33 protein-coding genes and 1 pseudogene are annotated in these 24,324 nt (G+C 53.0%); 15 read left to right on the top strand and 19 right to left on the bottom strand.

Going from position 1 to position 24,324, the window contains the following annotated elements; translation table 11 throughout:
- Positions 1-167: 167 nt before the first annotated feature.
- A complete protein-coding gene (locus N8E89_RS24135) occupies positions 168-1,286 on the bottom strand; it encodes an adenylate/guanylate cyclase domain-containing protein (RefSeq protein WP_262262357.1) in 1,119 nt (372 codons plus the stop codon).
- A gap of 257 nt (positions 1,287-1,543) precedes the next feature.
- On the opposite strand from N8E89_RS24135, the gene N8E89_RS24130 reads away from it, so the two are divergent.
- Positions 1,544-2,179 (top strand): Hint domain-containing protein, encoded by a 636-nt coding sequence (locus tag N8E89_RS24130; protein ID WP_315975705.1) that lies wholly within the window; start codon positions 1,544-1,546, stop codon positions 2,177-2,179.
- Positions 2,106-2,264 carry a DUF982 domain-containing protein gene (locus N8E89_RS29570; RefSeq protein ID WP_410010410.1) on the top strand — a complete coding sequence of 53 codons (159 nt, stop codon included), beginning with the start codon at positions 2,106-2,108 and terminating at the stop codon, positions 2,262-2,264. The genes N8E89_RS24130 and N8E89_RS29570 overlap by 74 nt, the downstream gene beginning before the upstream one ends.
- Before the next feature lie 683 nt (positions 2,265-2,947).
- Here the strand turns inward: N8E89_RS29570 and N8E89_RS24125 are convergent.
- Entirely contained in the window at positions 2,948-3,607 is a 660-nt protein-coding gene (locus tag N8E89_RS24125; protein WP_262262354.1) for a response regulator, read from the bottom strand.
- A 178-nt stretch (positions 3,608-3,785) separates the two neighbouring features.
- Between N8E89_RS24125 and N8E89_RS24120 the strand changes: the two genes are divergently transcribed.
- From N8E89_RS24120 to N8E89_RS24110, 3 genes are all read left to right on the top strand, one after another.
- Positions 3,786-4,037, top strand: a complete 252-nt coding sequence (locus tag N8E89_RS24120; protein WP_262262353.1) for a DUF982 domain-containing protein — start codon at positions 3,786-3,788, stop codon at positions 4,035-4,037.
- A gap of 127 nt (positions 4,038-4,164) precedes the next feature.
- Positions 4,165-4,533 (top strand): hypothetical protein, encoded by a 369-nt coding sequence (locus N8E89_RS24115; protein WP_262262352.1) that lies wholly within the window; start codon positions 4,165-4,167, stop codon positions 4,531-4,533.
- 289 nt (positions 4,534-4,822) lie between these two features.
- The gene (locus tag N8E89_RS24110) at positions 4,823-5,779 is read left to right on the top strand and encodes an NAD-dependent epimerase/dehydratase family protein (protein WP_262262351.1); all 957 of its coding nucleotides are present in this window, start codon (positions 4,823-4,825) and stop codon (positions 5,777-5,779) included.
- Positions 5,780-5,863: 84 nt separating this feature from the next.
- On the opposite strand, the gene N8E89_RS24105 is transcribed toward N8E89_RS24110, so the two are convergent.
- The 6 genes from N8E89_RS24105 to N8E89_RS24080 form a co-directional block, all read right to left on the bottom strand.
- On the bottom strand, positions 5,864-6,055 hold the full coding sequence (locus tag N8E89_RS24105; RefSeq protein ID WP_262262350.1) for a hypothetical protein: 192 nt from the start codon (positions 6,053-6,055) through the stop codon (positions 5,864-5,866).
- A gap of 125 nt (positions 6,056-6,180) precedes the next feature.
- Positions 6,181-6,399: a hypothetical protein gene (locus N8E89_RS24100; protein ID WP_262262349.1), complete on the bottom strand. Its 219-nt coding sequence runs from the start codon at positions 6,397-6,399 to the stop codon at positions 6,181-6,183.
- A gap of 826 nt (positions 6,400-7,225) precedes the next feature.
- Positions 7,226-7,426, bottom strand: a complete 201-nt coding sequence (locus N8E89_RS24095) for a DUF1515 family protein (RefSeq protein WP_262262348.1) — start codon at positions 7,424-7,426, stop codon at positions 7,226-7,228.
- Between the two features lie 147 nt (positions 7,427-7,573).
- Entirely contained in the window at positions 7,574-7,756 is a 183-nt protein-coding gene (locus N8E89_RS24090) for a hypothetical protein (RefSeq protein WP_262262347.1), read from the bottom strand.
- Positions 7,749-7,967 (bottom strand): DUF7940 domain-containing protein, encoded by a 219-nt coding sequence (locus N8E89_RS24085; protein ID WP_262262346.1) that lies wholly within the window; start codon positions 7,965-7,967, stop codon positions 7,749-7,751. Before N8E89_RS24085 ends, N8E89_RS24090 begins: the two co-directional genes overlap by 8 nt.
- A 1,970-nt stretch (positions 7,968-9,937) precedes the next feature.
- On the bottom strand, positions 9,938-10,114 hold the full coding sequence (locus N8E89_RS24080; protein ID WP_262262345.1) for a hypothetical protein: 177 nt from the start codon (positions 10,112-10,114) through the stop codon (positions 9,938-9,940).
- 200 nt (positions 10,115-10,314) lie between these two features.
- Here N8E89_RS24080 and N8E89_RS24075 point away from each other — a divergent pair, with 200 nt between their 5' ends.
- From N8E89_RS24075 to N8E89_RS24060, 5 genes are all read left to right on the top strand, one after another.
- A complete protein-coding gene (locus N8E89_RS24075; protein WP_262262344.1) occupies positions 10,315-10,566 on the top strand; it encodes a hypothetical protein in 252 nt (83 codons plus the stop codon).
- Between the two features lie 338 nt (positions 10,567-10,904).
- Positions 10,905-11,045 (top strand): DUF982 domain-containing protein, encoded by a 141-nt coding sequence (locus tag N8E89_RS29565; protein WP_410010409.1) that lies wholly within the window; start codon positions 10,905-10,907, stop codon positions 11,043-11,045.
- A 228-nt stretch (positions 11,046-11,273) separates the two neighbouring features.
- Positions 11,274-11,663: a hypothetical protein gene (locus N8E89_RS24070; protein ID WP_262262342.1), complete on the top strand. Its 390-nt coding sequence runs from the start codon at positions 11,274-11,276 to the stop codon at positions 11,661-11,663.
- A gap of 172 nt (positions 11,664-11,835) precedes the next feature.
- On the top strand, positions 11,836-12,078 hold the full coding sequence (locus N8E89_RS24065; protein ID WP_262262340.1) for a hypothetical protein: 243 nt from the start codon (positions 11,836-11,838) through the stop codon (positions 12,076-12,078).
- A gap of 890 nt (positions 12,079-12,968) precedes the next feature.
- Positions 12,969-13,373, top strand: coding sequence for an ester cyclase (locus N8E89_RS24060; RefSeq protein WP_262262339.1), 405 nt, complete (start codon positions 12,969-12,971; stop codon positions 13,371-13,373).
- Positions 13,374-13,410: 37 nt separating this feature from the next.
- Here the strand turns inward: N8E89_RS24060 and N8E89_RS24055 are convergent, their stop codons facing one another.
- Positions 13,411-13,641, bottom strand: a complete 231-nt coding sequence (locus tag N8E89_RS24055) for a hypothetical protein (RefSeq protein WP_262262338.1) — start codon at positions 13,639-13,641, stop codon at positions 13,411-13,413.
- Between the two features lie 260 nt (positions 13,642-13,901).
- On the opposite strand from N8E89_RS24055, the gene N8E89_RS24050 reads away from it, so the two are divergent.
- The 3 genes from N8E89_RS24050 to N8E89_RS24045 all read left to right on the top strand — a co-directional run bounded on the left by N8E89_RS24050 (position 13,902) and on the right by N8E89_RS24045 (position 16,128).
- Positions 13,902-14,294 carry a hypothetical protein gene (locus N8E89_RS24050; RefSeq protein ID WP_262262337.1) on the top strand — a complete coding sequence of 131 codons (393 nt, stop codon included), beginning with the start codon at positions 13,902-13,904 and terminating at the stop codon, positions 14,292-14,294.
- 134 nt (positions 14,295-14,428) lie between these two features.
- Entirely contained in the window at positions 14,429-14,632 is a 204-nt protein-coding gene (locus N8E89_RS29560) for a DUF982 domain-containing protein (protein WP_410010408.1), read from the top strand.
- Positions 14,633-15,138: 506 nt separating this feature from the next.
- Positions 15,139-16,128, top strand: coding sequence for a Bug family tripartite tricarboxylate transporter substrate binding protein (locus N8E89_RS24045; protein ID WP_262262336.1), 990 nt, complete (start codon positions 15,139-15,141; stop codon positions 16,126-16,128).
- Between the two features lie 120 nt (positions 16,129-16,248).
- Here N8E89_RS24045 and N8E89_RS24040 read toward each other — a convergent pair whose 3' ends face one another.
- From N8E89_RS24040 to N8E89_RS29555, 3 genes are all read right to left on the bottom strand, one after another.
- The gene (locus N8E89_RS24040) at positions 16,249-17,013 is read right to left on the bottom strand and encodes an SDR family oxidoreductase (RefSeq protein WP_262262335.1); all 765 of its coding nucleotides are present in this window, start codon (positions 17,011-17,013) and stop codon (positions 16,249-16,251) included.
- A 266-nt stretch (positions 17,014-17,279) separates the two neighbouring features.
- Entirely contained in the window at positions 17,280-19,151 is a 1,872-nt protein-coding gene (locus N8E89_RS24035; protein WP_262262333.1) for a hypothetical protein, read from the bottom strand.
- A gap of 208 nt (positions 19,152-19,359) precedes the next feature.
- Positions 19,360-19,614, bottom strand: a complete 255-nt coding sequence (locus N8E89_RS29555; protein ID WP_410010462.1) for an HVO_A0114 family putative DNA-binding protein — start codon at positions 19,612-19,614, stop codon at positions 19,360-19,362.
- A 314-nt stretch (positions 19,615-19,928) separates the two neighbouring features.
- On the opposite strand from N8E89_RS29555, the gene N8E89_RS24030 reads away from it, so the two are divergent.
- Positions 19,929-20,147, top strand: coding sequence for a hypothetical protein (locus N8E89_RS24030; RefSeq protein WP_262262332.1), 219 nt, complete (start codon positions 19,929-19,931; stop codon positions 20,145-20,147).
- 30 nt (positions 20,148-20,177) lie between these two features.
- Here the strand turns inward: N8E89_RS24030 and N8E89_RS24025 are convergent, their stop codons facing one another.
- The 7 genes and pseudogenes from N8E89_RS24025 to nadE all read right to left on the bottom strand — a co-directional run bounded on the left by N8E89_RS24025 (position 20,178) and on the right by nadE (position 23,685).
- The gene (locus N8E89_RS24025) at positions 20,178-20,438 is read right to left on the bottom strand and encodes a GlsB/YeaQ/YmgE family stress response membrane protein (RefSeq protein WP_262262331.1); all 261 of its coding nucleotides are present in this window, start codon (positions 20,436-20,438) and stop codon (positions 20,178-20,180) included.
- A 335-nt stretch (positions 20,439-20,773) separates the two neighbouring features.
- Positions 20,774-20,971 carry a helix-turn-helix domain-containing protein gene (locus tag N8E89_RS24020; RefSeq protein ID WP_262262329.1) on the bottom strand — a complete coding sequence of 66 codons (198 nt, stop codon included), beginning with the start codon at positions 20,969-20,971 and terminating at the stop codon, positions 20,774-20,776.
- 325 nt (positions 20,972-21,296) lie between these two features.
- Positions 21,297-21,554, bottom strand: a pseudogene (locus N8E89_RS24015) (DJ-1/PfpI family protein); the annotation flags it as partial.
- A 178-nt stretch (positions 21,555-21,732) separates the two neighbouring features.
- A complete protein-coding gene (locus N8E89_RS29550) occupies positions 21,733-22,047 on the bottom strand; it encodes a TOBE domain-containing protein (RefSeq protein ID WP_410010407.1) in 315 nt (104 codons plus the stop codon).
- A 66-nt stretch (positions 22,048-22,113) separates the two neighbouring features.
- Positions 22,114-22,578 carry a pyrroline-5-carboxylate reductase family protein gene (locus tag N8E89_RS24010; protein ID WP_262262328.1) on the bottom strand — a complete coding sequence of 155 codons (465 nt, stop codon included), beginning with the start codon at positions 22,576-22,578 and terminating at the stop codon, positions 22,114-22,116.
- Between the two features lie 18 nt (positions 22,579-22,596).
- Positions 22,597-22,758, bottom strand: coding sequence for a pyrroline-5-carboxylate reductase family protein (locus tag N8E89_RS24005; protein ID WP_262262327.1), 162 nt, complete (start codon positions 22,756-22,758; stop codon positions 22,597-22,599).
- Positions 22,759-22,863: 105 nt separating this feature from the next.
- The gene (gene nadE, locus N8E89_RS24000; protein ID WP_262262326.1) at positions 22,864-23,685 is read right to left on the bottom strand and encodes an NAD(+) synthase; all 822 of its coding nucleotides are present in this window, start codon (positions 23,683-23,685) and stop codon (positions 22,864-22,866) included.
- Between the two features lie 243 nt (positions 23,686-23,928).
- Between nadE and N8E89_RS23995 the strand changes: the two genes are divergently transcribed.
- Complete coding sequence (locus N8E89_RS23995; protein WP_106663387.1) at positions 23,929-24,159, top strand: hypothetical protein; 231 nt, start codon at positions 23,929-23,931, stop codon at positions 24,157-24,159.
- The last annotated feature ends 165 nt before the right edge of the window (positions 24,160-24,324 follow it).

Raw genomic sequence — 24,324 nt, 5'->3', positions numbered from 1 at the left:
GCTGCTATAGGCCCCATGGAAGACATAATCGTATCAGTCCTTCAGAGCGCCAAGTCACACACAACATCCGTCTATGAAGCCGCCGAGCACCTACTGAAGAAAACGGCCGGCCGAAGCGATGGCTATCGCGGGGCCACCCGTTTCGATTTACTCCAGCATTCCTCCGCTCACGATTCGTATGACGAGGCGATGTCGGCCGAGAACAAGCAAAAGCGACCTGGCAGACCCTTTAGAACGGTGGGTTCCAAGGCCGCGAAACTAAACATTTCCGGATTGCTGGTAGCGACCGCTGCCATAGCACTTTCGGAAACGACCACTTGTGCGGGGTTTGCGACGCTGGTAATCCGCGCGGCCAAATTCACCGTCTGGCCGAAAATGTCACCGTCTCGCGGCACAACCTGGCCTGTGACCAAGCCAACGCGCACCGGCAGGAGACCGTGCTCTTCGGCCGATTCCACCAATGTAAGACAGGCGGTCAGCGCTGCTGTTGGCTCTGGGAAAAGTACCATCACGCCGTCTCCGAGGACCTTAACCAATCTACCCCCAACATGAGAGACAATCTGCTGTGCAAAGGCCTCAAAGCGAGCTGACTGTTCGGCGGCTGTCTTGTCGCCAAGTTCGTGTGTCAATTCAGTGAAACCACAGAGATCAGCGAAAGCAACGGTTGGTAAATCGACATCGGGCCCTGTCTCCAAACCGCTCTCGCAAAGAGCGTCTTGAATACGTGAGACAATGTTATCGAAGACCGACTCTTCTAGCAGGCGACGCTGGAGCATAAATAACACTCTAAACCCTATCCGCTGTAGCTCGAGTCGCTTGGCAGCTGCAGCGCCAAGCATCTGAGCGTGTGGAATTCCAGCATTCAGCATTCTCTCCTCGACTTCACTGCGGAACAAATCGCGCATTGTTTCCACAACGCGGTATGTAGATTGTCCAAAGGCCCGCAATACTCGCGTCATTGCCAGGTCGGAAATGCCCAGTCGGCGGCATTCAACAATAAGCTTAAGCAACTCGACATCGTCCTCGCGCAGAACCTGCTCTGTTGACAAGCGAGGAAGACCGGCCGCAGCCCTCAAATTGTTCAGTGCTATAGGAGTGACATCCGAACCGTCGAGCTCCCTCGCCATCGATGTCGTCGACAGGTAGACCGGGTCGAACATAATCTGCGCAGCAAAGTCCAGCGCGAATACCTTGTTTCGAATGGCTTTGGCTAATGTGTCCAAGGGTATGCCCGCTTCATGCAAGGCAAGTGCAACGCAGAATCCTATCCGCGTCTTCAAGAACATAATCCGTTTTTCTCCCGATTATGCCAGCCGCCTCAAATTGTAGAAGTTGACTTTTTCCGCACCCCGTCAAGGAAGACAGAGCGGTCCGCGATATATTATGCATTGCCCTCAGACCTGCTCGACACCGATAGCAAGGCACAGTAGTCATTCTGCAATGCAATCATAGTACTTCAAAGGGAGGAAGGACTTGGCCCTTTCGGGCAACGTGTCCTTCAAACTTGACACCGCTCTTAAACCGCTGGGTCTTGCCAACGAGCATGGGGACCCGCTGTGCAATGCTGCAAACGACCGCCATCGCCTTGCATGTTGCGGTGGCGCTCCAATTAGCGTCTGGGAACAGCCCCGCAGACGATGGCGTCGGCCCCAGAGGCGGTAACAAGGGACGCGGCCACAATTGTTTCCTCCGTGGCACCTCCATCAGGACACCGCAAGGCGAGGCGCGCATTGAGGATCTCAAAATCGGCGATCTTGTTGAAACCGTGCGCGGCGAAGCCGCTGCCATCAAGTGGATTGGTCGCCGGGCCTACAAGAAGGCCGGGCCATCTTGGGATGACAGCATCCGGGTAAAGGAGCTTGTCAACGAAATCTCGATTGCCCCTGCGCTCCCTGCAGAGTGTGAGGGGATAGAATATCTGCAGATCGTGCTCGAAACGCATGAAGTGATGATTTGGGCAGAGGTGCTCCTGCCGAGTCCTTCCTCACGAACTTTGCTGAGAGCGCCTGTATCCTGCCCACTCGCGTCTTGCTATGACACCTTTCGCGCCTATCGTGGGTTACGAAGGTGGACGAGAACACCTGGCCCAGTAGCGCTGTGGCTCGTTGGGGCATTGGCTTGCGCAGACAGGAGACAAATACAAGGCCGCTCGGCAAGCGTGCTTGGAGGCTTGGGATGAAAAGGTCCCTTGCACAGCTTGCCGGGACGCCTTCATCGAAGCTGCCAAAGAGGCAGGCATTTACATCACACACAAGCGGCTATAGGCCTTTTGGTTGTTACCGTTAGGCCTTTGGTCCGATGTCGTTTTGCCAAATTGGAGGTATTCTACCAGTGTCGGCAAGTCCACCGGTCGGCAGGGGTCGTGGGGGACCCAAACAGCCCGGTCAGCCAAAGTTCAAGTAACCCTCCGTGCTGATCGGGCTTTTGCACCAGCAACTCGCTTCTGCCCTTGTAAACATTAAATGAAACACTGTGGGATCGCCTACCTAATGCGCCGCACAAATCGGACGTGCCCTAGCCCCTCAGTCTCCTGGGTCGAGAGGGTTAGGCCGACGTACCTTGAGCCGCAAATCGAGCATTTAAGCTTGGTCATCAATTCGTAATGGATGGTACCGTGATCCCGGCCAAGTTGGATGGCGAGCGCTTCCAAATCAAGTTTCACGCAATGATGGCATGCTTGTTGATTGTGTGCGTCGTTGATCAATGCACCGACTGTATGTAGGAAGTTGGGCATGGACCTACATCTGTACCAGACGCCACACGATCCGCTTCTTGTCGTCCCCGTTGGGGTCCGCGACTACATTTTGCAGCGAAATTTTAAACTCTCAAACGATCGACCGTGGCATTTTTGGTGAGATCGCTGGCAATAAGGAACCGATTTTCTCAAATTGGCGGCATGCCTGGCGAGCCGCCTGCCGTAGAGCTCCGGCAGCTCAATGTTCGATCCTCACGCAAAATGAATCTCGTGACCGGCGTCACGCAATGCCATAGCAGTTTCGGTCCGGTTTTTGAGGTTGAGTTTGGCAAGGATGCGTCCCTTATGGTGTTTGACCGTCTTTTCGTGCAGGTCAAGCTTCAGCGCAATGCGCTTGTTGCTTAATCCTGCCGCAACAAGGTTCAATACTTCATGCTCGCGGGCGGTCAGTCCGGCGATCGAGTTATTTTTGCCAGGCGCGCGGGGCATCGATGACGCGTCAGAGAGCAAACGGGCCGATAGGGTCGGAGAAACATAACCCTCGCCGCACGCCACGGCGCGAACTATACCCGCGAGTGCCCGGGAGCCGACGCCTTTCAGGACATATCCTTTCGCGCCGCTGTTTATGGCAATGGTCACATCGTCGCTCGTCTCGGATACGGTCAGCATGACGATCTTCTGATCGGGAACGCGGGCCAGTATCGGCGAGATCGCATCCAGACCGCCACCCGGCATTGAAACGTCGAGCAAGATGACATCTGGAAGGTACTCGTGTGCAATCCAAATTGCGTCCTCCTTCGTGCTTCCTTCTGCCACGATTTCGAAGCCGCTGATTTCACCAAGACTGCGTTTAACGCCCTCTCTGAACAGGGGATGATCGTCGATGACTGCTATTCGTATTTCCCCCATCATGTATGCTCCATCCCGTCCATACTCTCGAGTTCTGATTCCCGAAGTGCCCGGCTCTCCTGATCTGCCTCAAATGGTGGAAAAGTCGGGCGCTGCTTATCCAAATGATCTCGCCATCGTAAAGTTCCAATCTCCGCCGGAGTAACAAAGGAACCCCGAACTTGGCTGCGCGTTTATCGGCATGCGCGAGCTTTCATTCCCCAGTGTGACCATTATGACCGACCTCGGTAAGATGAAAAACATCAGATCTGTTGTCCAAGCGGCGGAGTGGCTCGTTGCGCATTGGCCTGTGCAGACAGGCGACAAATTCACCGTTGCTCGGCAAGCCTGCTTGGATGCTCTGGATGGAAAGGTCACGCGCACGGCCTGCCGGGACACCTTCATTGAAGCTGCTAAAGAGGCGGGCATCTATATCGCAGACAAGCGGCTATAGGCCCTTTAGTACGCTAAGCCTTTGGTAGGTCGGTTTGGATTGAAGGTATTCTTTCCACTGCCCGGCCCGCCCCGGCAAGGGCCGCGGGGCCAACAGCGAGAAGACAAACAACACAAGGGCCAGGACAATGGCCAACAAACGCAACTATAGGGGTGACGATACACATTCAGGCAACTCCTTCGGCGCGATACTGCCCCGTCGGGATCAATTCACTGAGCGAATAGCACTGTTCTTTTTAGACGCGGTCGATGGCAGGTTTGGACGATTGCTCTCGTTTACAATGATCATCCTCATAGCCGTGTCCATTATTCTGCTGGTGACCATTTTAGGTATCGTTGGAGCGATCGTACCTGGAGTACGGGCAGCGAGCACAAGCGACGCGACGGTGAGATCTGGCGCTGTACTTCAAGCCATTCAAAAAGGAGGCTTGAGCTTTTTTACTTTCGCTCTAAGTGGTGATTTGACAGCCTGTATTGAGGCGACCACGTTGGGTTAATGCCCGTGTCCATAGGGCACCGAGTCCCGGCGCCGCGAAGGAAGTTCGGTTCCCTTGCCGGGACTCGTGTCATTTCCATTAAGGCTCACCTCAACAATACAGAATTTGATGGAGTGGTAACCTCGGCGCCGCTGTGCTGCAATGAGGGCATGGAAGATTCCAACCTTTCAAAATCGTCTCTGTGCTCGCAGGGCAGTTAGACCATCGGCATTGATTGCGTCCGCGACGCGGCCAAATACATATTGGACCAAAGCCTTCCTGGAATTTGCCGCTGTGTTTGGAGGACAAAGTGATTAGAATATTAATAACCGGCGGGTCAGGATTTATAGGAACCAACCTGGTAGATCATTTTGCAGTGCTCGGCCATACAGTGATAAATCTCGACGGCAATGCACCTAAAAAGAAAGAACACCAAGTATATTGGAGAAATGTTGATTTGCTGAATGCCCAGGCCGTAACGCAGATCGTAAAAGAATTTTCACCAACCCACGTGGTGCATTTAGCGGCCAGGACCGACCTAAATGGCAAGCAGTTAGGTGATTATAAGGTAAATACGCTTGGTACAAATAATTTAATAGAAGCGCTGGATGAAATACAAACCGTTCAACGCGCTATATTTGCATCCTCGATGCTGGTGTGCAGACCCGGGTATATTCCAACGGGGGAACTGGATTTTGCTGCGACCACCATTTATGGGGAAAGTAAAAAAGAGATGGAGTTACTGATCAGGAAAAAGAATTTGTTGTATGATTGGTTGATCATACGACCTACATCGATGTGGGGACCCTGGTTTGAAACTCCATATAAGGATTTTTTTGACAGGGTCCTTGCAAAAAAAATGTTCAATATCAGGAATCGGAGCTGTACTAAAACCTATGGCTTTGTTTTAAATGGAGTGGTGCAAATAGAAAAGCTGTTATTCGCAAAGCAGGTGGAAGATAAAGTTTATTATATAGGAGATGCACCACCGCTGAACATATTTAGCTGGACAAATGATATTGCAACTGCGCTTGGATATAAAAAACCGCCTTCGTTACCATATTATATTTTTAAGATGGCGGCACTTTCAGGCGATATGCTGCAAACTATAGGCATTAATTTTCCAATGACTTCTTTCCGGTTAAAGAATATGACGACAAATAATATTTTGCCATTGGATAATTTATATAAAGTTACCGGAGCCAACACATATTCATTGGAGGAGGCTATTCAAATAACGTTGAATTGGATAAAAAACAATAAATAAATTTTCATGTATATTACTGGGGGTAAATGTTTATCATGGGATTTGCTTAATATCCGGCGGACTTCAAGTTGTCGCGTATGCCCTTCAGTAGTTCACACTGTTGAGCATTTGCGCGTTCAGGATTGCCACGAAGGCGTAGGGCGGCCAAGCGTGGGCGGGTGGCTCTTCCGTCAATGGCATTGTGCAGTCGAAACCGGCGGGTATGTCGGCCTTCAAGGTAGAAAGTTCGGCTTCGGCGGAACTTGCGCGCTCAAGGTAGCGGTAATTTGCTTCCAAGAACTCTTGGACGCGGCGGTACGGCGGGAAACATCAGCACATACCGCCGGTGGTTTTTGCAGGCTTCGTCATGGCGGGTTTTCTTATGCGCGGCAATCGCCCCCGGGCTGGTTGAGCGCCAGACACTAAGTGAAGTGTAGATTTCCGGGCATTCCTCCCGGATCGCATCGCCGTCGCACATCGGGCCATTGATGGGCTGATCCTGCATCCGCTCGTTGCCGGTCATCGCTGTTGAAGAGGCGGAGGGCGAAGTCGGGAACTTCCATGGCAGCAATAAGATTGTCGGCGTCCATGGTGGTTGTGATGAATTCGCTGTGTAAGGTCTGAATGATGCGGGCTTTCATATACGGGGCTCCTAAGCGGCTACTGCTGCTCGCTTGGCATTTGTCGAGGCTGCGAGGGAGGCCGGAATACATCGACACCACGCTACGGCAACCGCCGACAGGGAAGCTGGGACCGAGAGGGGCAAGCGGAAGCCGGGACGTAGGGCCTAGCCAGGTGCGGGCAAGCCAGCGATCACGGATCTTATTCATGATTGTGAATTGACGGTAATAACAGTCTGGGTGCAGCGTGATTACCCTGAGCTGAGCACCGAGTGACACCTCATGCGGAGGGTAAAATGCGACTATTTCTCGTTTTGATTTTGGTGGCTCTGAGCGGCTGCATATCGACTAACTCACCTGATAATAGCAATAGCATACTTCGCCGCCCCTCGTGGTCAGGTAACGATTAGCTGATCCCCCGACCACTTGCCGAAATTTCGCGGTCGCTTCCAATATATCAATTTGACTCGGTTTGCCGGTCCGTCGCGTAATGTAATGACGTGGCTACCAGAAAAGCTTAGGAACTGGGGATAGTGAAAATGCGAGACAACCTAAATGACGATAGTGGGGCCCAACGACAGACTGGTCCTTTCTGATCTACGGCGTTGTGTTTTTGTGGGCGTGGCTATCGCTTTGGGTGTCGGTTCGGCCGACACGCAATTCACCGCCCCCCGATCAACTCATGAACCGAAATCATAAAGCATGAGATTTTTCGTCGGCCGTTGAAGTCGGTGCGTGATTGACCAATTGCTCTTAAGGGATCATCGTGGCTATTCCTTTCCCAAAAAGGGCGCACAGAGGCCCGACGGTCTGCCACTGTTATCGATTGCACCTCGCCGGTCCTCACCTATGAAGCTGCATTCGACAGAGTTTGCCGGCGTAACGCTAAGTGCAGCTCCGGCTGGTCCAACAACGCCAAGGACGCGCCGATCCCCATCAGCTTCCATTTCTTCACTTCATCATTGACCTTCTTGCTGTCTTTGACCTGCTCGATAATGGTCGCAATGTGGGTCTTGAGATCGCCGACTTCGCCAACAATTTTGTCCATGCGCCGACGCGTCTCACCCACGATCTCAGCGGCAGCTACGACTCGCTTAGTCTGCACCCACCGATCTTCATTGTCAGTCCAGGCTCGCAGCCAGGGAAACCAGCATTCTAACCTGCCGCCTTCTTCGCAGCCGCTGACGCGCGCTTATTACGCGTCGGGGCCCCGATCGCCTTTCCTGATGCCCTTGATTCCCATCGCAGATCGTTCACACACCGCAACGTCCCGGTAAGCGATATAGCGCCGGTCCCCCCATGACGATGTGAAACCGACCGCGAACGCCAAGAACGCAGCGCCAGCCGCGCCAAGGCAGCGGCTTTTGGTTTTAGCCATTGTCTAGATCCTTCTGTGCGACGACCCGGACAACGAAAGCGGCCGCCACGTTCACGAATGAGAGGGCTGCAAATATGCCGGGAGGGATTGGAAGAACGCCGTCGAGCAACGGCAACACGACTTCAAGGCCGGACAGCAGAGCGGCAAGCAGCATCACGCGGATGCCCAACGCTTTGCGCACAACAATCCGCCACTCGTCTATGAGACGCATAATGGTTTCCTTGATTTTTTCCATTTGAAGTCAGGAACAAAGCCTGAAGTCGGTAGTTTTTTACGGGCCGATTTCCAGTTCGGCTGAGTTCCTGACACTGCAAACCCGTTGCAATCTGGGCTCATCAACTTGGCGGTGGGACGTGATCTCACCGTCTTTTTGTTGCGCCATTGGAGTTGCAGTGGTTTGAGCTTTGGCGACAAGCGATTTCGACGCAGCAAATCTGCTTACTTTGCAGCAGTAAAGGTTGTATTTATAAGGCGTTAGACGCAGTGGCTGAACCAAATTGGTTATTGGTTGAACGCCCCGAAAGGAATATAATTCCTGTACTGAATTCCACCCCGGATTCAGCAGGATCTGGCTCCCGCCCGCGCCGGGTCCTTTTGGGAGTCTGGCGCCGATCTCCAAGGAAAAAGCGCCAGACTTTTTTTGGCCTATCTCGCCAAATCCACACGAAGGTTTGGGCGAGAGTTCTTCAAACAATGAGCACATGCTGGGACACTCATCGTCCTCTGTGGTCCTGGCATGGTCCGTGCTGGTCGCGACCAAGCCTTTTTTAGTCCACTAAGAAACGCATCGGGAACGTTCGTTTTGCGCAGGTGTTTATAGCAGGTCGCAGAGTCAAACTTTGCCGACAGAGGCCTGGTGCCAGAGTGTGTTGCCCACCCTCGTTACACGCATCAGGCCTCACCGATTTTCCATCGAACAATCCGACGGACCAAACGGGCTCACGTTATTTTACAGGGACCGCTGCGCTACATCTGTCAATTTGCTCGGGGTGTCGAGATCGCGTTCCAGGGTTGGCGTGTTCGGGCCTTATTAACTATCGCAACTTTATCCACCTACAAGCACTGCGCGAGAGCTGGTATCCGTCGTGAGTGAAGTCTCTCACCGTGATTCCTGGCGAGTACGTACGGCGAAGCTTCGAGGCTTGGCCCGTTGCTCACAACGCGGCCAAGCCTCACTTTGCCGGAACAAAAACCGCATTGTTGAGATCGGGGCCGAAACCGAGGGTGATCAATAGATAGGCTGGACCTTATTTGGAATGAGTTGACACTTGGACCGGTAAGTGTGTTTTCGGCCCTGTCTATCTTAGGTGTAGCCGCTCTCCTCATATTGGCCAGCCGCAACGTCAGTTTTAAGTGGGCCGTCTCAATGGCCTTGGTGATCGCCTTGATCTTGGCATCCACGATGACGGGCTAGTCGCGTTTAATGCATTCATGACATTCTTCGTTATGGCCGTTATGGCCGCTGGCTTTGCAACTTGGATGCGCTCTAGGTTTTGTCAGTACCACCACGTACGGTACGAAAAAGGTCCGTTCACCCGTTCATCAGCACAAAACTCACGGACCCATGGCCCACCGCTTTTATAGGTTTGCTGCGTCCCGCCACAATTGGTCAATCTGTTCGGGTGTCATGCCACGGACCGCACCGAATGTTTCGGTAAGCGGGTGATCCCGGTCAAACTGCGTGTCACCCGACAAATGCATTTCGGCGTCAAATTGCTGATCTTCCGGTAGCGACTGAACTGACGGCAAACTTATTCTTTTGCCGCAAGCCGAGGCGGAGGAACCGCTGCTGCTATGAAGCGTTGGACCTCCTCCAGGGTAGGAGGGCGAAATGGTCGAACACGAGCCGACAATGGGGGGAGCTTCAAGTAGAGCTGTCGAATTTGCGAGATGATCTTGCTGTGATCGAAAGTAGTGCCATCTTCGCCACAAAGGCGATTGGCAATCTTGACGCGGTCAATGCCATTAGAAATAGGATTGCCGAAATAGAAGCCATTCTAGAGCGCCACAACCAATGAGCGACGAACCAAATTCGGCTGCTGTCCCAAGCGTCCTACAATGGAAAAGGCTGTTTGAGCATTACTGCATGCATCCCGGCTGCACGGCACGGGGAGCGTTCGGCTTTGAAAAGCGGTATGGCCAGGAATGGTATTGCAGCGAGCACAAGCGAGATGGTGAAGTTTAGCCCTCCGCTTGGTCGATCTCCGCTTGCTCCAGTCGCTCGAGCAATTTCTTGAATCGATCGTCATAAGCGGAAACCTTGTAGTGGCTGCGAAATGCCTCCTGCATGTCGTCCTGGCTTATTTGCCTCTGAACAACCTGCTGGATGTGTTTTTGTCTCTTATCTTCGTCCATCATCGCGCGTCCCTAGACGCTACAAACCCTCCCGAAACAACTTTGTTCCGTTGCGATCCGACCGTCCATTTGCAGACAATACCATTTGACGAAAACCAGGATGAGGTTCTTAATATATTCCGTCGCTGGGCCTGTTATTAATGGCGAACCGGCGCTTGAGAGATGGAACGTGCTCCCGCCACAGTATTCAGGGAGATATCACCATGCTTCACCTGATCAGCCATCACACTTATACCACTGAAGAATGGGACCTGATGCAACGTGCCCACGTCAAGGCATCCGAGATGCTTGGACGCTGCTCGCACACCCATGAACATGCGAATCGTCTCGCGCGAATCGTAATGAAGCTTTTTGACCAGGGCCTACGCGATGATCTGATCATCGCCATCAAGGCCGTGCAGCAGGAAATGACGGCGGACGGCATCGCGAACGACAATGACAGCGGTGCATCCTGAATTATGGCTGGGAAATTGAAACATCCGCAAAAAAGAGCCATGGTGCTCGGCACTGATTTTTCGCAGATCATTCGAAAGGACTAGTGTCAGACCGGGAACCGGCGCTAACTGCAGTCGTTTTGCTGGCAGGGTCGAAAACTACAAGCCGTTCAAAATTGTCTCAGTCTTGCAGGGTGCCAAGACATTCAACATCGATTCTGTATATGACGCAGCCAAGTGCCTATTAGATAAACGGCCAGAAGAAGAGCGCGGCGAAAAATGGCTCCTTGCTCAAAAGAAGATACTTGAATGTTTGGAGGGCTGTTCCGCTGCTGTGGCTCGCGTGGAGTTCATTGAGGGTGCGCGGGGATCAACACCAGCAAGAAAAGCAAATCTGTATTGATGCACTCGCTGGAAAGGCCACTTGTACGGACTGTCGGAATGTTTTTATTGCAGCTGCCAGAGAGGCCGGCATCTACATCGCGCACAAGCGGCTTTAGGCCCTTTTACCATTACCGCTAGGCCTTTGGTCCGATGTCGCTTTCCCGAATTGGAGGTATTATCCCTGTGCCGGCGAGCCCTGTCGGCAAGGGCATTGGGGCGCCCAACAGCCCGGTCAGCCAACCCCTCCGTGCTGATCGGGCTTTTTCGCGCCATGACGTTGGTACTTGCCGACAATGTGGCTGTCGGTTGCGTCATTGCCCTTCAGGCTCATGTAAGGAGGCACGATGCTTACCCTTGTCAGGGTGGTTCCCGTTCTTTGCAGCGCGGCTCTGATGGTTGCCCTCGTCACGTTCGATAATCACGTCGTCGATCCGCATGCAACCAAGGCGTGGGCAAGAGATGGCGATAAGGGAGGCAATGCCGGAGACAACAAGGGCAATGGGGGTGGCAGGGCTGGCAACAGCGGCAATGTTCGGGGCGGCGGGAAAGTCAATCAATCTTCCCCTGCCCAACGCGTCACGATCGACGGTTCGACAATGGAGGTTCGGCACTGGAACGGAATGAGTGAACGCATCAAGGATGGACGCTACGTTATGAAGGACGCGAAAGGCCGTATAATCATCAATCGAACCGCGACAACATCTGATCAATCAAGAATGCGATCGTTCCGCTGAATGGTAGGCGGTTACTCCACTGCAAGCGCCCACACCGCCTCGTAGCTCCAATTGATAATTGACGAAAAATGCCCTTCGTATCTTAGTATCTCTGTCGCTGGACCTATCAAACGGCACGCTAGCGCTTGAGAGATGCTACGGGCTCCCGCCATCGGTGGAGGAGGAGCTATCTATGTTACTGCATCTTTTCGACCAACTCACCTACAGCGAAGACGATTGGCAAATTATGGAGAACGCTCAGCTCGGGGCGTACGAGATCCTCCGCCAACACCCAGCCTATTATGAGAACAATGACCGTTTGGCCCGAACGATCATGAAGCTTTTCTACAATGGCGAACGCGATCACGAGAGAATTGCAACAATCGCGGCGCATCGCGAAATCATCATGGTTCGCCTCCTATCAAAGCGCCATTAAAAATGCCAGACAATCTGACCCGAAAGCTAGAATGCCCCGACTGCGGAACGTTCTATCTGCGTAGGCCTGATAACGTTCAGAACCACACCCTCATACAATGCACATCATGCGCGCGGGTTCTCGGCAGATGGAGCGAGCTGGAGGCTGACTTCGACGCGCAAGACAGCAAAGGAACAAATACAGAGGTTCGTAGTTTTTAGCGAGGCCGATTTCCAGTTCGGCTGAGTCCCAGAGACAGCATTCCCGTTGCAATCTGGGCTCATTCAATTGACGGTGGGAGTGGTCTCACCGTCTTTTTGTTGCAGCATTGATGCGCGACCATTGTGCGTTCCGGCCGTTCGGTTCAAAGTTGTTTGTGATGCACGGCGCAGGACAGCCCGCCACATGATGTCCAAGGTTGATAGTTCGGGTTTTTTTAACCACCGGAACTTTATCCACCTACACGTGTTGCCTAGAAGCTGGTATCCGTCATCAGTGAAGTCTCACCGTGATTACTGGCGAGTAGGTACGGCGAAGCTTCGAGGCTTGGTGCGTTGTTCCAAAGCGGGCCAAGCCTCAATTTTTTTCGGAACACATCAGGTCTCACCGGGGAGTCACTCTACCTGGTTCCGGAGCTCATCTCGAGGCCATCTAGTATGATCAGCACAGTCTATCGGATTGGATCAAGCGTCTTCATGGCCCCTGATGCGCGTAAACTTCAGACATATGCCGAGGATTGCAGAAACATGATTCACGATCTGTGGCGGGGTCGACGTTGTGCCCGTCGCGAAACACGATCGTTGCGCTACTGTCCCCACTTGGATTGATGCCGGAGCCTTACGGTACTTGGAACGTTTTCGATTACACGATCTTACGAGCGTATCCGCCTAGCGAAAAAAGGAACAATTGCCGTGTCTAGAACAGACCTGTCCGCTATCTACAGAGACTACATTGCCTGCCTGAATAAGCAGGACTGGCCACATCTGGGTCGGTTTGTACACGATGATGCCATCCACAACGGTAGGCAGGTCGGGTTATCAGGGTATCGCGAAATGCTGGAGAAAGATTTTTCCGAAGTTCCTGATCTCTATTTTAACATCCAGATGCTGATGCTCGACCCACCCTATGTGGCGACCCGATTAGGCTTTAATTGTACCCCGAAAGGCATGTTTCTTGGTCTCCCTGTAAACGGCAAAATGATTTCCTTTGCCGAGAACGTCTTCTATAAATTTAGCACCGGAAAGATTGCGCAAGTGTGGTCGGTTATCGATAAGGCGGCTATCGAGGCTCAGCTTCCGGGCTTGCAGAAGCGATGATCTCAGCTTCACTAGGCTCTTGGTTCGGACAGCTTGCCTACCCATCCATAAAGACGTCGAGCCCTGGTAAGCTGCTATCTTCTGTGAAGGTGTTTACAAATACGTCAAACAGGGCTTCGCGCGTAATGATCTCCTTTCCTGACGACTTGGTCTTGAAGATATCAGCGCGCTCCTTCTCTGACATTTGCACCAGCCGCGTCGCCTCGTCACGCGTGCCAGTCGCCGAACGAATAATGCGTTCGTCGGGCCGGGGCGGGTGATCGCGCAAGTAGCTTCGATGGCTGGGATGTATGCACGGCCATTGGCCCAGAATAATTGAGACAGAATACACCCGAACCCCAGCGAACGTCGAAACGCCGGTCAAAAAACAAGGTCCCAATCGTCACAGCTTCACGAAACCCCCGGCGAGGTGGTGTGCCGGGACCTGGAGGAGTCACGGTCGCGTCCGCCTTACTATGGTACGTGTGGATGGAATGAGCGGCTTTGTTGGGAGGATAGCGCAAGCCCGAAAAAGCAAAGGAGTACGATATGACGATTGACGAGCTACTCGCCGAGTTGCGCGTCAGATATCCGAATGGTCCCCCTTGGCGTGAGCGTCTTAGTATCACCAATATGGACATTCTGAAGTGGACTGCGTCTGCAGGCATGTCCAGGCAAGACCTCTACGATCAATTGGCACTTGAACTCGCCCATGGCTTTAACGCTTCGGAGCTATCGTTTGAATTTTGTGATGCTGTCGTCAATGAAATTCATTGGGTAATAATTTTTTGCGACGAACAACGTCCGCATTTTTTCTCGGAAATCTATCTCGCGTTCGATTCTGGCGAATATCTTCATGATGGTAGTCCAGATAAAGATCCGGTTGAGGCGTACACACGGCCCCAAATAGAGCGAATTCTTGATTCTGTTACCGTGCGATGACGGTCAGTTCCACGAGGACAATACGAGGTCAGCGCATCGTCAGCGCCGAAATCGAGGGTTTGCTATCCGTTCCAACGCATTGCCGTCCACTACAAATGAATTGAAACGAGCGGACCGTGGAGGAGACAGGTCCTATGGAAAATATTGAATTTTCAGCGGTAGTGGTGCGGTATAGCATTCGGTCCGTGGAAGATGCTGCGACCTTCTTGGTTTACAATTGGCCCGTTGAACCCGGAAAGAACTGCAAATTGGCAAGAATTGCTTGTCTGAAGGCGTTGGCCGGCTCGATTAGCCATGGGCAAGCAAGAAGCCTTCATCCTGGCAGCGCAAGAAGCTAATATTCTTGTTAGGTCGAAGCCTCGGCTCCGCAACGGGCAAGCACGACATTGATCTTGGCAATTTTTTTGACCCGCTAAAGTGGATGGATGTGTTTCTACCGGGCCATTCACTGACAAGAACCTCAGGGCCGATTTTTACAACCGCCATCTTATTTGCGCAGAAACCGTGACCGCACCCGCCTGCACTATGCGAAACGGTGGAATGATGGATTTGTGTAAGGACATCGGAGCCCGCGATGAAACAGTCATAAGTAATTGTTCCCGCGCTCGTTGCCATGTTCGTATTGCTGCCGCCACTAGCGCTCTGTTCGAGGGAGGAGGCACCACCCCCAGGTCAAGTCGCTCCTGAGGAAGCAATCCTTCTCAAATGAGCGCTGGCTGCGACAGGTCGGATTTGAACTGACAATTGTATCATCAATTGCCGCAATTAAACCGACCAGCTTCCTTCCGTCGTCCTCGCGTGCTTAACTCCCAACCGAATCTAATTCGATATCAGGAGGAAGCGAATGTCACTTTATGCGATCACCCGGCGCGCGAGTCTCGCACTCGGTATTTCAATGCTGTCGACCGTAGCTTTTGGGGGGCAGGCAAAGGCGCAATCTTTTCCGGATCGCGTAGTGACGATGGTGGTGCCCTTTGCCGCGGGCGGTTCGACGGACGTTGTGGCACGCGTGATCGCAGATAAAATGTCGCAACTGCTCGGCCAACAGGTGATTGTCCAGAATGTGGGTGGTGCGGGCGGCAGCCTCGGCGCCGGCAATGTTGCGAGGGCCGATCCAGATGGGTACACGATCCTCATGGGCACTGTCGCAACGCATGCGCTCAATCCACTTATCCTGAAGACCAAGCCGTACGACGCAGAAAAAGACTTTGCTCCGATTTCACTGCTCGTAGTGGTTCCCAACGTTCTGGTGGTCAATCCGGAATTGCCAGTGAAATCCGTCCAGGAACTGGTCGACCTGCTGAAGGCCAACCCGGATAAGTACAGTTATGCGTCTTCCGGCAATGGCACGCCGCTGCATCTGTCTGGCGAGTTGTTCAAGAAGATGGCGGGTGTAACCATGCAGCACATCCCATATAAGGGAGCCGGACCGGCGCTGAATGATGTCATTGGCAACCAGGTACCAATTATGTTCGACAACCTCCCCTCATCGTCGCCCCACATCAAGGGCGGTACGCTGCGCGCTTTGGGTGTGACGACGAAGGAAAAGGCATCATCCTTTCCGGATGTGCCCACTATTGCAGAAACGATTCCAGGCTACGAAACCTATACATGGAATGCGTTGTTCGCACCGGCGGGAACGCCGTCGGAAGTAATCGCCAAGCTGAACGATGCGGCCAACAAAGCCATGGCAGATCCCGCTGTGGTCGAACGAATGAAGGAGTTCAGTGCTACGATCGTCGCTTCTACTCCGGAGGATCTGGCAGCTCACGTGAAGGCGGAAATCGCCAAGTGGACACCAGTCGTCAATGACGCCAACGTCCAGATGGATTGATCACTTTCAGGCGCCGGGTGCCAAAAAATTAGCAACTGGATTCCATGACGGGAAGTGGTGACTGCGCTTGCCGAGCGGTTCCTGTCCCTAGGTCCGCCAGTCAGCCACATTGGTGCGCGGCTACCAACACATAAAACCGCCATCCACGACAAGATCGATACCATTTACGAATGAAGAAGCCCTGCTTGAAAGGAATACAGCAGGACCGACCATTTCTTCAGGATCGGCCAGGCGGCCCATGGGCGTGTCCCGTTCAAATGTTTTCACCTGATCAGCGACTTCAGCTCGACGGTTCATGGGTGTCAGCGTGTAGCCCGGGCTAATCGAATTGACGCGGATACCGCGATCAATCCATTCCATCGCCAGGCTTTTTGACAGGTGGATAACCGCAGCCTTGGATGAGTTGTAGTCGGCCTGTTTCAAACCACGATTGACGATCGAGCCTGACATGGAAGCAATGTTAATGATGGAGCCCCTTTTTCTGGGAAGCATTACACGTGCTTGCGCCTGGCAGGACAAAAAAACACCCGTCACATTTGTATCATAGACACGTTGCCAATTCTCCAGTGGAAGCGTCTCGGCATCTCCGCCAGCACCAACACCTGCGTTGTTGACAGCGACTGTCAACGAGCCGAGCTCGTTTTCAATCAAATCGATCGCCCCCTTCAGATCTGCGGCAGAGGTTACGGTGCCTTCGAGCGCTAAGACTCGGCGGCCGAGAGCGTGAATTTTCTCCGCCGTTGCGTACAAGCCGCCATTTGAGAGATGGCCAAAGCAGGCTACGTCGGCCCCAGCTTCCGCCAAACCAATCGCAATAGCCTGGCCGATGCCGCTTCCCGAACCCGTAACCATCGCTACTTCTCCGTTAAGGTCGAACAATTCCATCGATCACTTCCCTTCGTCAGAATCCCGCTTCGTCGATAGCTAAATTGAAAATCAATATATTCTACACGGAAAAAAGTCGCGTCGGTGTTCCAAAACCTCTCAAGATCTCGGTTTCAAGCGATTGAATATCCGCTTTGTGCCCATGACCAAGGCAAACACTTCGCAATGTTCTTCATCGGTCTGATATTAAATTTCCAAGCCTCTATCGCCCGGCACAAGACGCTGCTTCGAAAGCGCTCCAGTCAAAAAGAGGTCGCGCAGTATTTCTATCGGATTGCTGGTGGGACCGGGAGTAGCGGCAGAGGGGACGGTATTTTCTGAATCGCGGGACTTGGGGTAGGTGGTATCGGGGACGGTATGTTCGGTATCGTGGGATCGGGAGTAGGCGGTATTGGGGACGGTATATTCGGAATCGTGGGATCGGGAATTGGCGCTAGCGGGGATGGTATAGCAACGCGTGCGCCGGGAGTGCCTGGCAATCCATCTAGAATCTGCGGCAAAGGCAGCCCTCGTTCCCGGAAGAATTTCACGAAATCGTTGGCGCTGCCGAACGCGAGAGCGCCGATCGCCAAGCCAACGACCGGTTCGCTCGGGCAGGTCAGCGGTCCTTGGTTCGCTGAGGCAGCCAGTTTCTTTTCGGCAGCAGCGCGATCGTAGCCTGCCGTCTCGGAGTTAAGGAATTTGGTGATCAGTTTGGCTGTTATCCAAAGTCCCGCATCGTCATCATCGATCCGCCCCGGGACCAGTGCGTACTGTGCCTCGGTCCACGCTGGCGTGAACAGGAAATGGTCGTCCCCATTTTTGACCTTGAGGGGACCGCCATCCGGCCCACGACCCTTTCTTTGAAAAGGCAAATCACTGAAGAGCAGGACATCGGGGGCAGTCTGCGGGCCAATTGGAAGCGTGATGTTGGCTTCGACTGACGGTACTGATACCCAAGTTTCCTCAAACTTCGCTTTTCCATCCGACTCAAGCGCCAGTTTGATGTCGCGGCAACCGACGTTGGGCTTTAGCATCACGACTGTGTTGCCCCCCACCTCCCTTATTTCGATGCCTGCAACGAGCCCGGACTCGATACCTGTGTTGCCGAGCAGGCCAACCGTCGTGCCAGCTCCTGCACCTATCAACGGGTCGATATGCAATTGTATGGATGCCTTGGCGTCTACCTGCGCATTGAGCGAAACCTTCAAGCGTTTGCCTTTGATCCAAGACATGCCGACCGTATTCACCACTACCGTTGCCGCAACCGCTCCTGGACTAGCAAGGTCAGCGAAAACCCCACCCTCGCCTAGAACTTCGTCTCTCCATTTTTGATCAGCAAGCCGACCCTTGAATTGCACCGACTTGACCGTTGTGGTCCTGTTTGCAGCCGGGAGTTGGTTGAATTTGTCTTGAACCAGGTGAGCAACCGTCCCGTTTATCCGAACAGCAATATCGGCATCGTTCAACTTAGGCATCCGGATTTGCTCCAGATTTTTCCGCTTCCTGACGATGTCGGCCTGGATTTCGGGGGGAGGCTTATTAATAGGGGTTGTCATAGGTTTTTCGTTGAAATCGGTCAGTAGCCATATTCCGCCATCGAGGACGATTGCGTGAGCAGCGTGAATTTTTTGCGATATCTCATATGGCGGGACGGTGATCCGAACTTTAATCCAGTTTTTATCCTTCGGATCGCGGACCGGCAACATCTTTGTGAGATTTTGCTTCAAATCGTAAGTGATTGTGTTTTTGAAGGGGAGCGTCATGTTGAAAGCTTCGGTCAACTTTATGATGAGGCCCGTTTCGATGAGGTCGTTGGCGTACCCCAGCAATTTTAAATTGAACCATTCCCATTCGAATTCCGGATCAAGTCTCAACAGGACAATTCCGAAGACGGCTTGGGCGTTCCCGTTCTCCCCTTCTTCTATGCCTTTGAAAACAAGGGAGGCTTGTCCGTCAAACTTTACAGTTAGATCGCGATTCTTCGAATAGGCGTCGAGGCGAAGGTTTGCCAAGGCAACACCCGGTTGAAGGTAGACTGTAACAGCCCGCAGGGTTACGACGGTGTCCTCGTCCGGCTTGAACTCTGGGTCATAGGCAATTTTTGCATCTTTCAGGCTTTCCAGCGCGGTGTTTAATCCCCGTTCCGAAACAAACACGCCCGCTGACCACGCTTCTGGAACAGGCTTCTGCTTCAGGAGGTTTTCCGTCTCGGACAGCGAGGTCCACTCCGATAGGGTGCGGTCCCGCTCGAAATTTGAATGTTGAAGTGCCCGCCATCCGACACCGAGGGCCGCAAATAGTGCAATTGCAATAAAGACCCGTACGCCCGTTCCCATTGGTATGATCCCAACAGATGAATACCCATTACCTGCATTGCAAATTGTGCAACTCAATCTTTAGTTCGGTTACTGCGAGTTCTGGCCGCTTAGGCCTTGTCCCCACCAACGATATGATGCCTGCGTGTTCAAGGGTTGCTAATGATCGAGATACGTTTGGCTGGGGACGAGCGGCGAGTTCGGACAGTGCAGAAATGCTCTGCGGCCGATGGCGACATATCAACGCGACAAGGCGACAGTTTTCTGGCGTCAATGCCCTAAGAATTTCTTCAGGTGATGGCATCGACTTCATCGGACTATTGTCCCCCATCGCAACCAGCAATGATGACATAATATATCATTTAACGATATATTCAAGTGCGAAGAGATCGCGACCACCTGATCTAACTTTCCATTTGGACTTCTAGCTCTGTTTGCCTCTCGCCCCAAATTTCAAACTTTTATCCCCGATCGCAGATAAATCCCCATATCCTGTGGCAAGACGAACTCCACTGTCATCCACTGTAGCAGATGCGCAAGCACACTCGAAATCTGGGCTGAGGCGGTGGCCCTCCTTTATCACCGGTGCCAGCCAAAGTGGCAGCTTTGAATGGAGCGATGCACAAATCATGGGGCAAACGGCGAGAGAGCAAGAACCCTGCTGACCTGCACCTGTTCTTCGTCGGTGTTGCCCTTGCCGGAGCGGTTGTGCTGACGGGCAAGCCGCCTTTAAACACGCTCTATGTCACTCCCATGGGCCGCAGGGTGCTCTCAACCCATAGCTGTGTACCCAAGAAGTTTCAGGGTCCAGGGTCCATCTTGCCGTCGCAAAACTAATTACTGGAAGCGGACGAGAAAAGCGTCCCACTATACCGCAGGTCGACGAAACATCCTGGCGATAACAATCAGAATGCAGGCACCAACAAAGCCAGCTATTAAATAGCCGAGCCAGCCGCCAAGAACCACGCCGAACATTGACAACAGAGCGTTGGCAACAAGTGCTCCGACGATGCCTAAAACCACATTCATGATGACGCCCATGTTGCTCTTCATGAACATTTCGGCCAGCCAACCTGCAATGCCGCCGATGATGATGGCTGCGATCCAACCAATTGCCGCAGTTTCCATAAAACTTCTCCAATTTTCCCTTGCGTTGATTCAACAAGCAGAACCCCGGATGCGTCGGATTGTTCCAAGGCACGATGGAGAATATCCGGGAGAGCGTTCGCGATGTCCTCGACAATATCGGCTTGTTGACATTGCGGCCGGGGCCGATCGGTCGAATTTGCCCGGCAACAGAGCCGAACGGCACCTATTTGGAATACACGAGCAGTTTTGTTGTTGGAGCTTTTTGCGTCCAACCGCTCTTTTCCTTGTTATGGATAACCCCGACAAACTGCAGTTTGCTTTGCCGCGCAGCGTAGAAATTCATTGTTGGCGACGATGCAGAAGATCGACGTCACTTAGGCCGTTCGAGATCGTATTTCTCGTGGCAGTTTCTCGCCCTCACGTTCAAAGGTCCTGTTTAGTGTGCGGGTTCCAAACAACCCGCACGCAACGGCCACCTCGGTGAAATTCAGATCCGTCTCCACCAGCAATTGCTTCGCCCGCTGCACCCGAAGCTTGTCGCAGAATCCTGGAGGGAGACGTTCCCAGTTCATCGCGAAAAATTCGTTCCAATTGACGGCTGGTGATCCCGACCCTTCGAGCAACTTCGCTGAGCGAAGGTGGATCTTCCATGGTGGTTTCGAACACACGGATTGTCTGCCGGATCACTTTATTGCTGATGTCCGAGACCGCTGGTGCCGGCTGCTCTGACTTTCTTCTCTCGTAAGGTATCATCAATATCGAGGCGCACTTGCGTGCCAGTTCCTCGTCGAATTCCGACCCGATAATTTCAAGTGCCAGATATGCTGATCCAACACCCCCTGCACACGTGTAGTGGTTGCCGTTCGCGCGATAGAGACTGGTTGTGTCGGATCGATAGTCAAAATATTCGTCGTCGAATTCCTGCTTGTGCAGCCAGCTTACACAGCACTGCTTTTCAGGCAGGATGCCACTTTCGACGAGAACGAAGCTTCCGGTGCATAGACCAATGACCGACACGCCCCGCTTGTTTGCTTCGTCCAAAAGTTCGAGCAAAGCCACTGGTGGTTGGCGCTTGGGCATAATGAGACCACCGACGACGATTACATAATCGCAATCGAGAACGCTGCTTATCCCGGCCGTGGTCTCAACAACCATGCCCGAACTGGACCGCACGCTGTCTCCCGTTAATGTGGTGATCTCCCATCTGCATCTAATCTGACGGCTTTGATCTTTTTCGTCGGCAGCAAGCCTCAGACAATCCAAAAAAAGACTAAGGGCAGACAAGGTAAAATTTGGCAGCAGAACGATGCCGAATTTTACACGTTTGGTCCCCTCAGAAATGCCTTTGCTCTTGAGACCCTCCACGCGCTTTCTCCGATAAACTTGATCCGCGGGTCAATGGCAAACCCGTTATAATGGGTAGAACATGAGCAGCACCAGCCGGCCATGAAAACCACACTTTCGACCCTGGTGACAAATTCAAATGCTCAAGCTCGGCATGGCTCTTTTGTGCACTCAACTCAAGGCCATGTTCCACTTCAAGATGAACAATCCCAGCCGCTCCGATGAATTCCTCGCCGACAACAGCCGCCTCCAGGCAATTGAAGTTCCCGCCCTGGACGCTAATGCGAAAGATCGACCCTGTCATCAGAACAAACGTTATTCTTCCCGATCAAGGCAGGAAAGTATCCTTCTCCCACCAGTCCTATTCAAGCTAGGTCGACAGTGCCTTGGCCTTCCGGAACGCGGCGTCGAGGCCTGCACCCACTGCACTGTCAAATCCCATTTCCCGCATCGCAATGATGCCAGCTGCGGTGGTTCCCTTGTAGTCCACGAACGACTTCACCGTTTGGGATGGAGAGACATTGTTAAACTCCTGAAGCCGCCCAGCTCCGATGATAACCTGCTGCGCCGCGCGTTGGGCGACCTCGGCGGGAACGCCACGGGCTATCGCGTCATTCATCAGCGCTTCGGCCAAAAGTGCCGGGAACGCCGCGGCGGAGCCGGACATCGCCGTAAAATAGTCAATGTGCTCCTCCTGATTCACGGCGTCGACTGTGCCGCAACTGCGGAACAGTGTTTCGATGATATCGCCGTCTTTGGGTTCAGACGATTCTGCAAAGAATGGCGTATAGGAATATCCGATTTCCGCCGCTGCATTCGGGAGGGCCCGCCCCACACGCGTGCTGCCGGTTCTTCATTTTATGTCCTCAACCGTCACTCCGGCCATAACCGAGACAACCAGTTTCCCGCTTGCATCGATGTCGATGGCGCTCCAGTCACCCGGTCGCACCGAAAGGATAACGACATCACTCTTCTTCACAAGTTCACTGTTGTCCCGTGTCCAAAGGCAGTCCACGGAATTCTCCGGTTTATTGACAAAATCGGCTTGTTGACCGTGCGGTCGGGAAGGCTGACTTTGCCTGCATGTCCGCTAGCACCGAGGATATGGCTACAAGACGATCTATTTTTTTGGAACGACGGGCAGATCGCGCTTGTGCCACGTGGCTTTAAAGGCACGAACGATGGTGTCCCTGGCATTTTCCGCAATTGGCTTCGCTTCCAGGAAATCATCGATCTCGTCGTAGGTTACACCGTAGGCATCTTCATCAGGGCGTTGGGGAGTGATCGACTCAAGATCGGCCGTGGGCACTTTGAAGACGAGATCCCTGGGTGCGCCAAGGAGTTCACCGATCGCTCGGATGCGGCGTTTATTCAAACCGGACAGCGGCAGGATGTCCGCGGCTCCATCGCCGTGCTTCGTGAAGAAGCCCATCACTGCCTCTGCCGCATGATCTGTGCCGATGACAAGCCCGTGGTGAGCCCCGGCAATGGCATATTGGGCAATCATGCGTTGCCTGGCCTTTATGTTGCCGAGCACGAAATCCTCGTGCGCATCATCGCGAAACACGAGGTCACCTGACTTGAGTGCCATCATCATGGCATCAACAGCCGGCTTGATGTTGACCATCAACGTGCGGTCTGGAGCAATGGTCAACAGGGCCTTTTGTGCTTCGTCCTCGTCGGCCTGCAATCCATACGGCAGGCGCACCGCAATGAATTGTGTATCACTCCCGTCCTCCCGCAATTGCATGACTGCCCGCTGTGCCAGCATCCCAGCCACCAGAGAATCAACACCGCCACTGATGCCGAGAACGAACGCCTGCAATCCGGATGATATCAAATATTCCGATAAAAATTCTATGCGCTTCTTGATCTCGGCTTCAGGTTCGAAAATCGGGGACACACCGAGCGCACGAATGATTTGGCGCTGTTCGTTCGTCATTTCTGTCGATGTCCTTCCAATGGTGGAAATCAGGAAACATTGTAAACCGGAAACCGGATTGGCTGTCCACGATCGCGTCAGTAAACGAGTTGCCTCTATACTCACGGACACCGAAATGTGTGTAACTTCAATTTTATTGATTCAATATGTGCATCAATTTCGTTTGATTGAAAGATGAATTGAGAGGAAACTGCTGGTTAAGTTAGTGCGGCCCATTGGACCGCGAGATTTAGGAGACTTTCCATGACCACGCACCATAAAAACCATGATCACCATTTGAACGGTCTTGCCGGGGTGGTCTTCAACGGAACGAACCTTGTGATTAAGGCTGCCGAGGTTGCACGTGACAGATTTCTGCGAGCACGCAAACTGAGGGCAACGGAGACTGCGCTCGAGGGCCTGCCTGAAGACATACGACACGACCTCGGTTGGCCGGACTTATATGAACGCCACGATTCGCGATCGATTAACTAGAATCGTTATGAAACCACGATGGCAGCTAGTATTGCACCACGTTATATTTCACGGCCCTAAACGTTTGTTATGGGAGGACACCGCTCGAAAAGGGCGTGATCCATATAATCAGCTGGCCCGCTCGGCCGTTCGCGGGAACTGATTGAAGTTGGATACGTTTGCTCA

It is taken from the genome of Phyllobacterium sp. A18/5-2 (genome assembly GCF_025452215.1).
Classification (GTDB): Bacteria; Pseudomonadota; Alphaproteobacteria; order Rhizobiales; family Rhizobiaceae; genus Phyllobacterium; species Phyllobacterium sophorae.
Note: the sequence above shows the minus strand (reverse complement) of the source record. Positions and strands in the feature narration are given on the sequence as shown.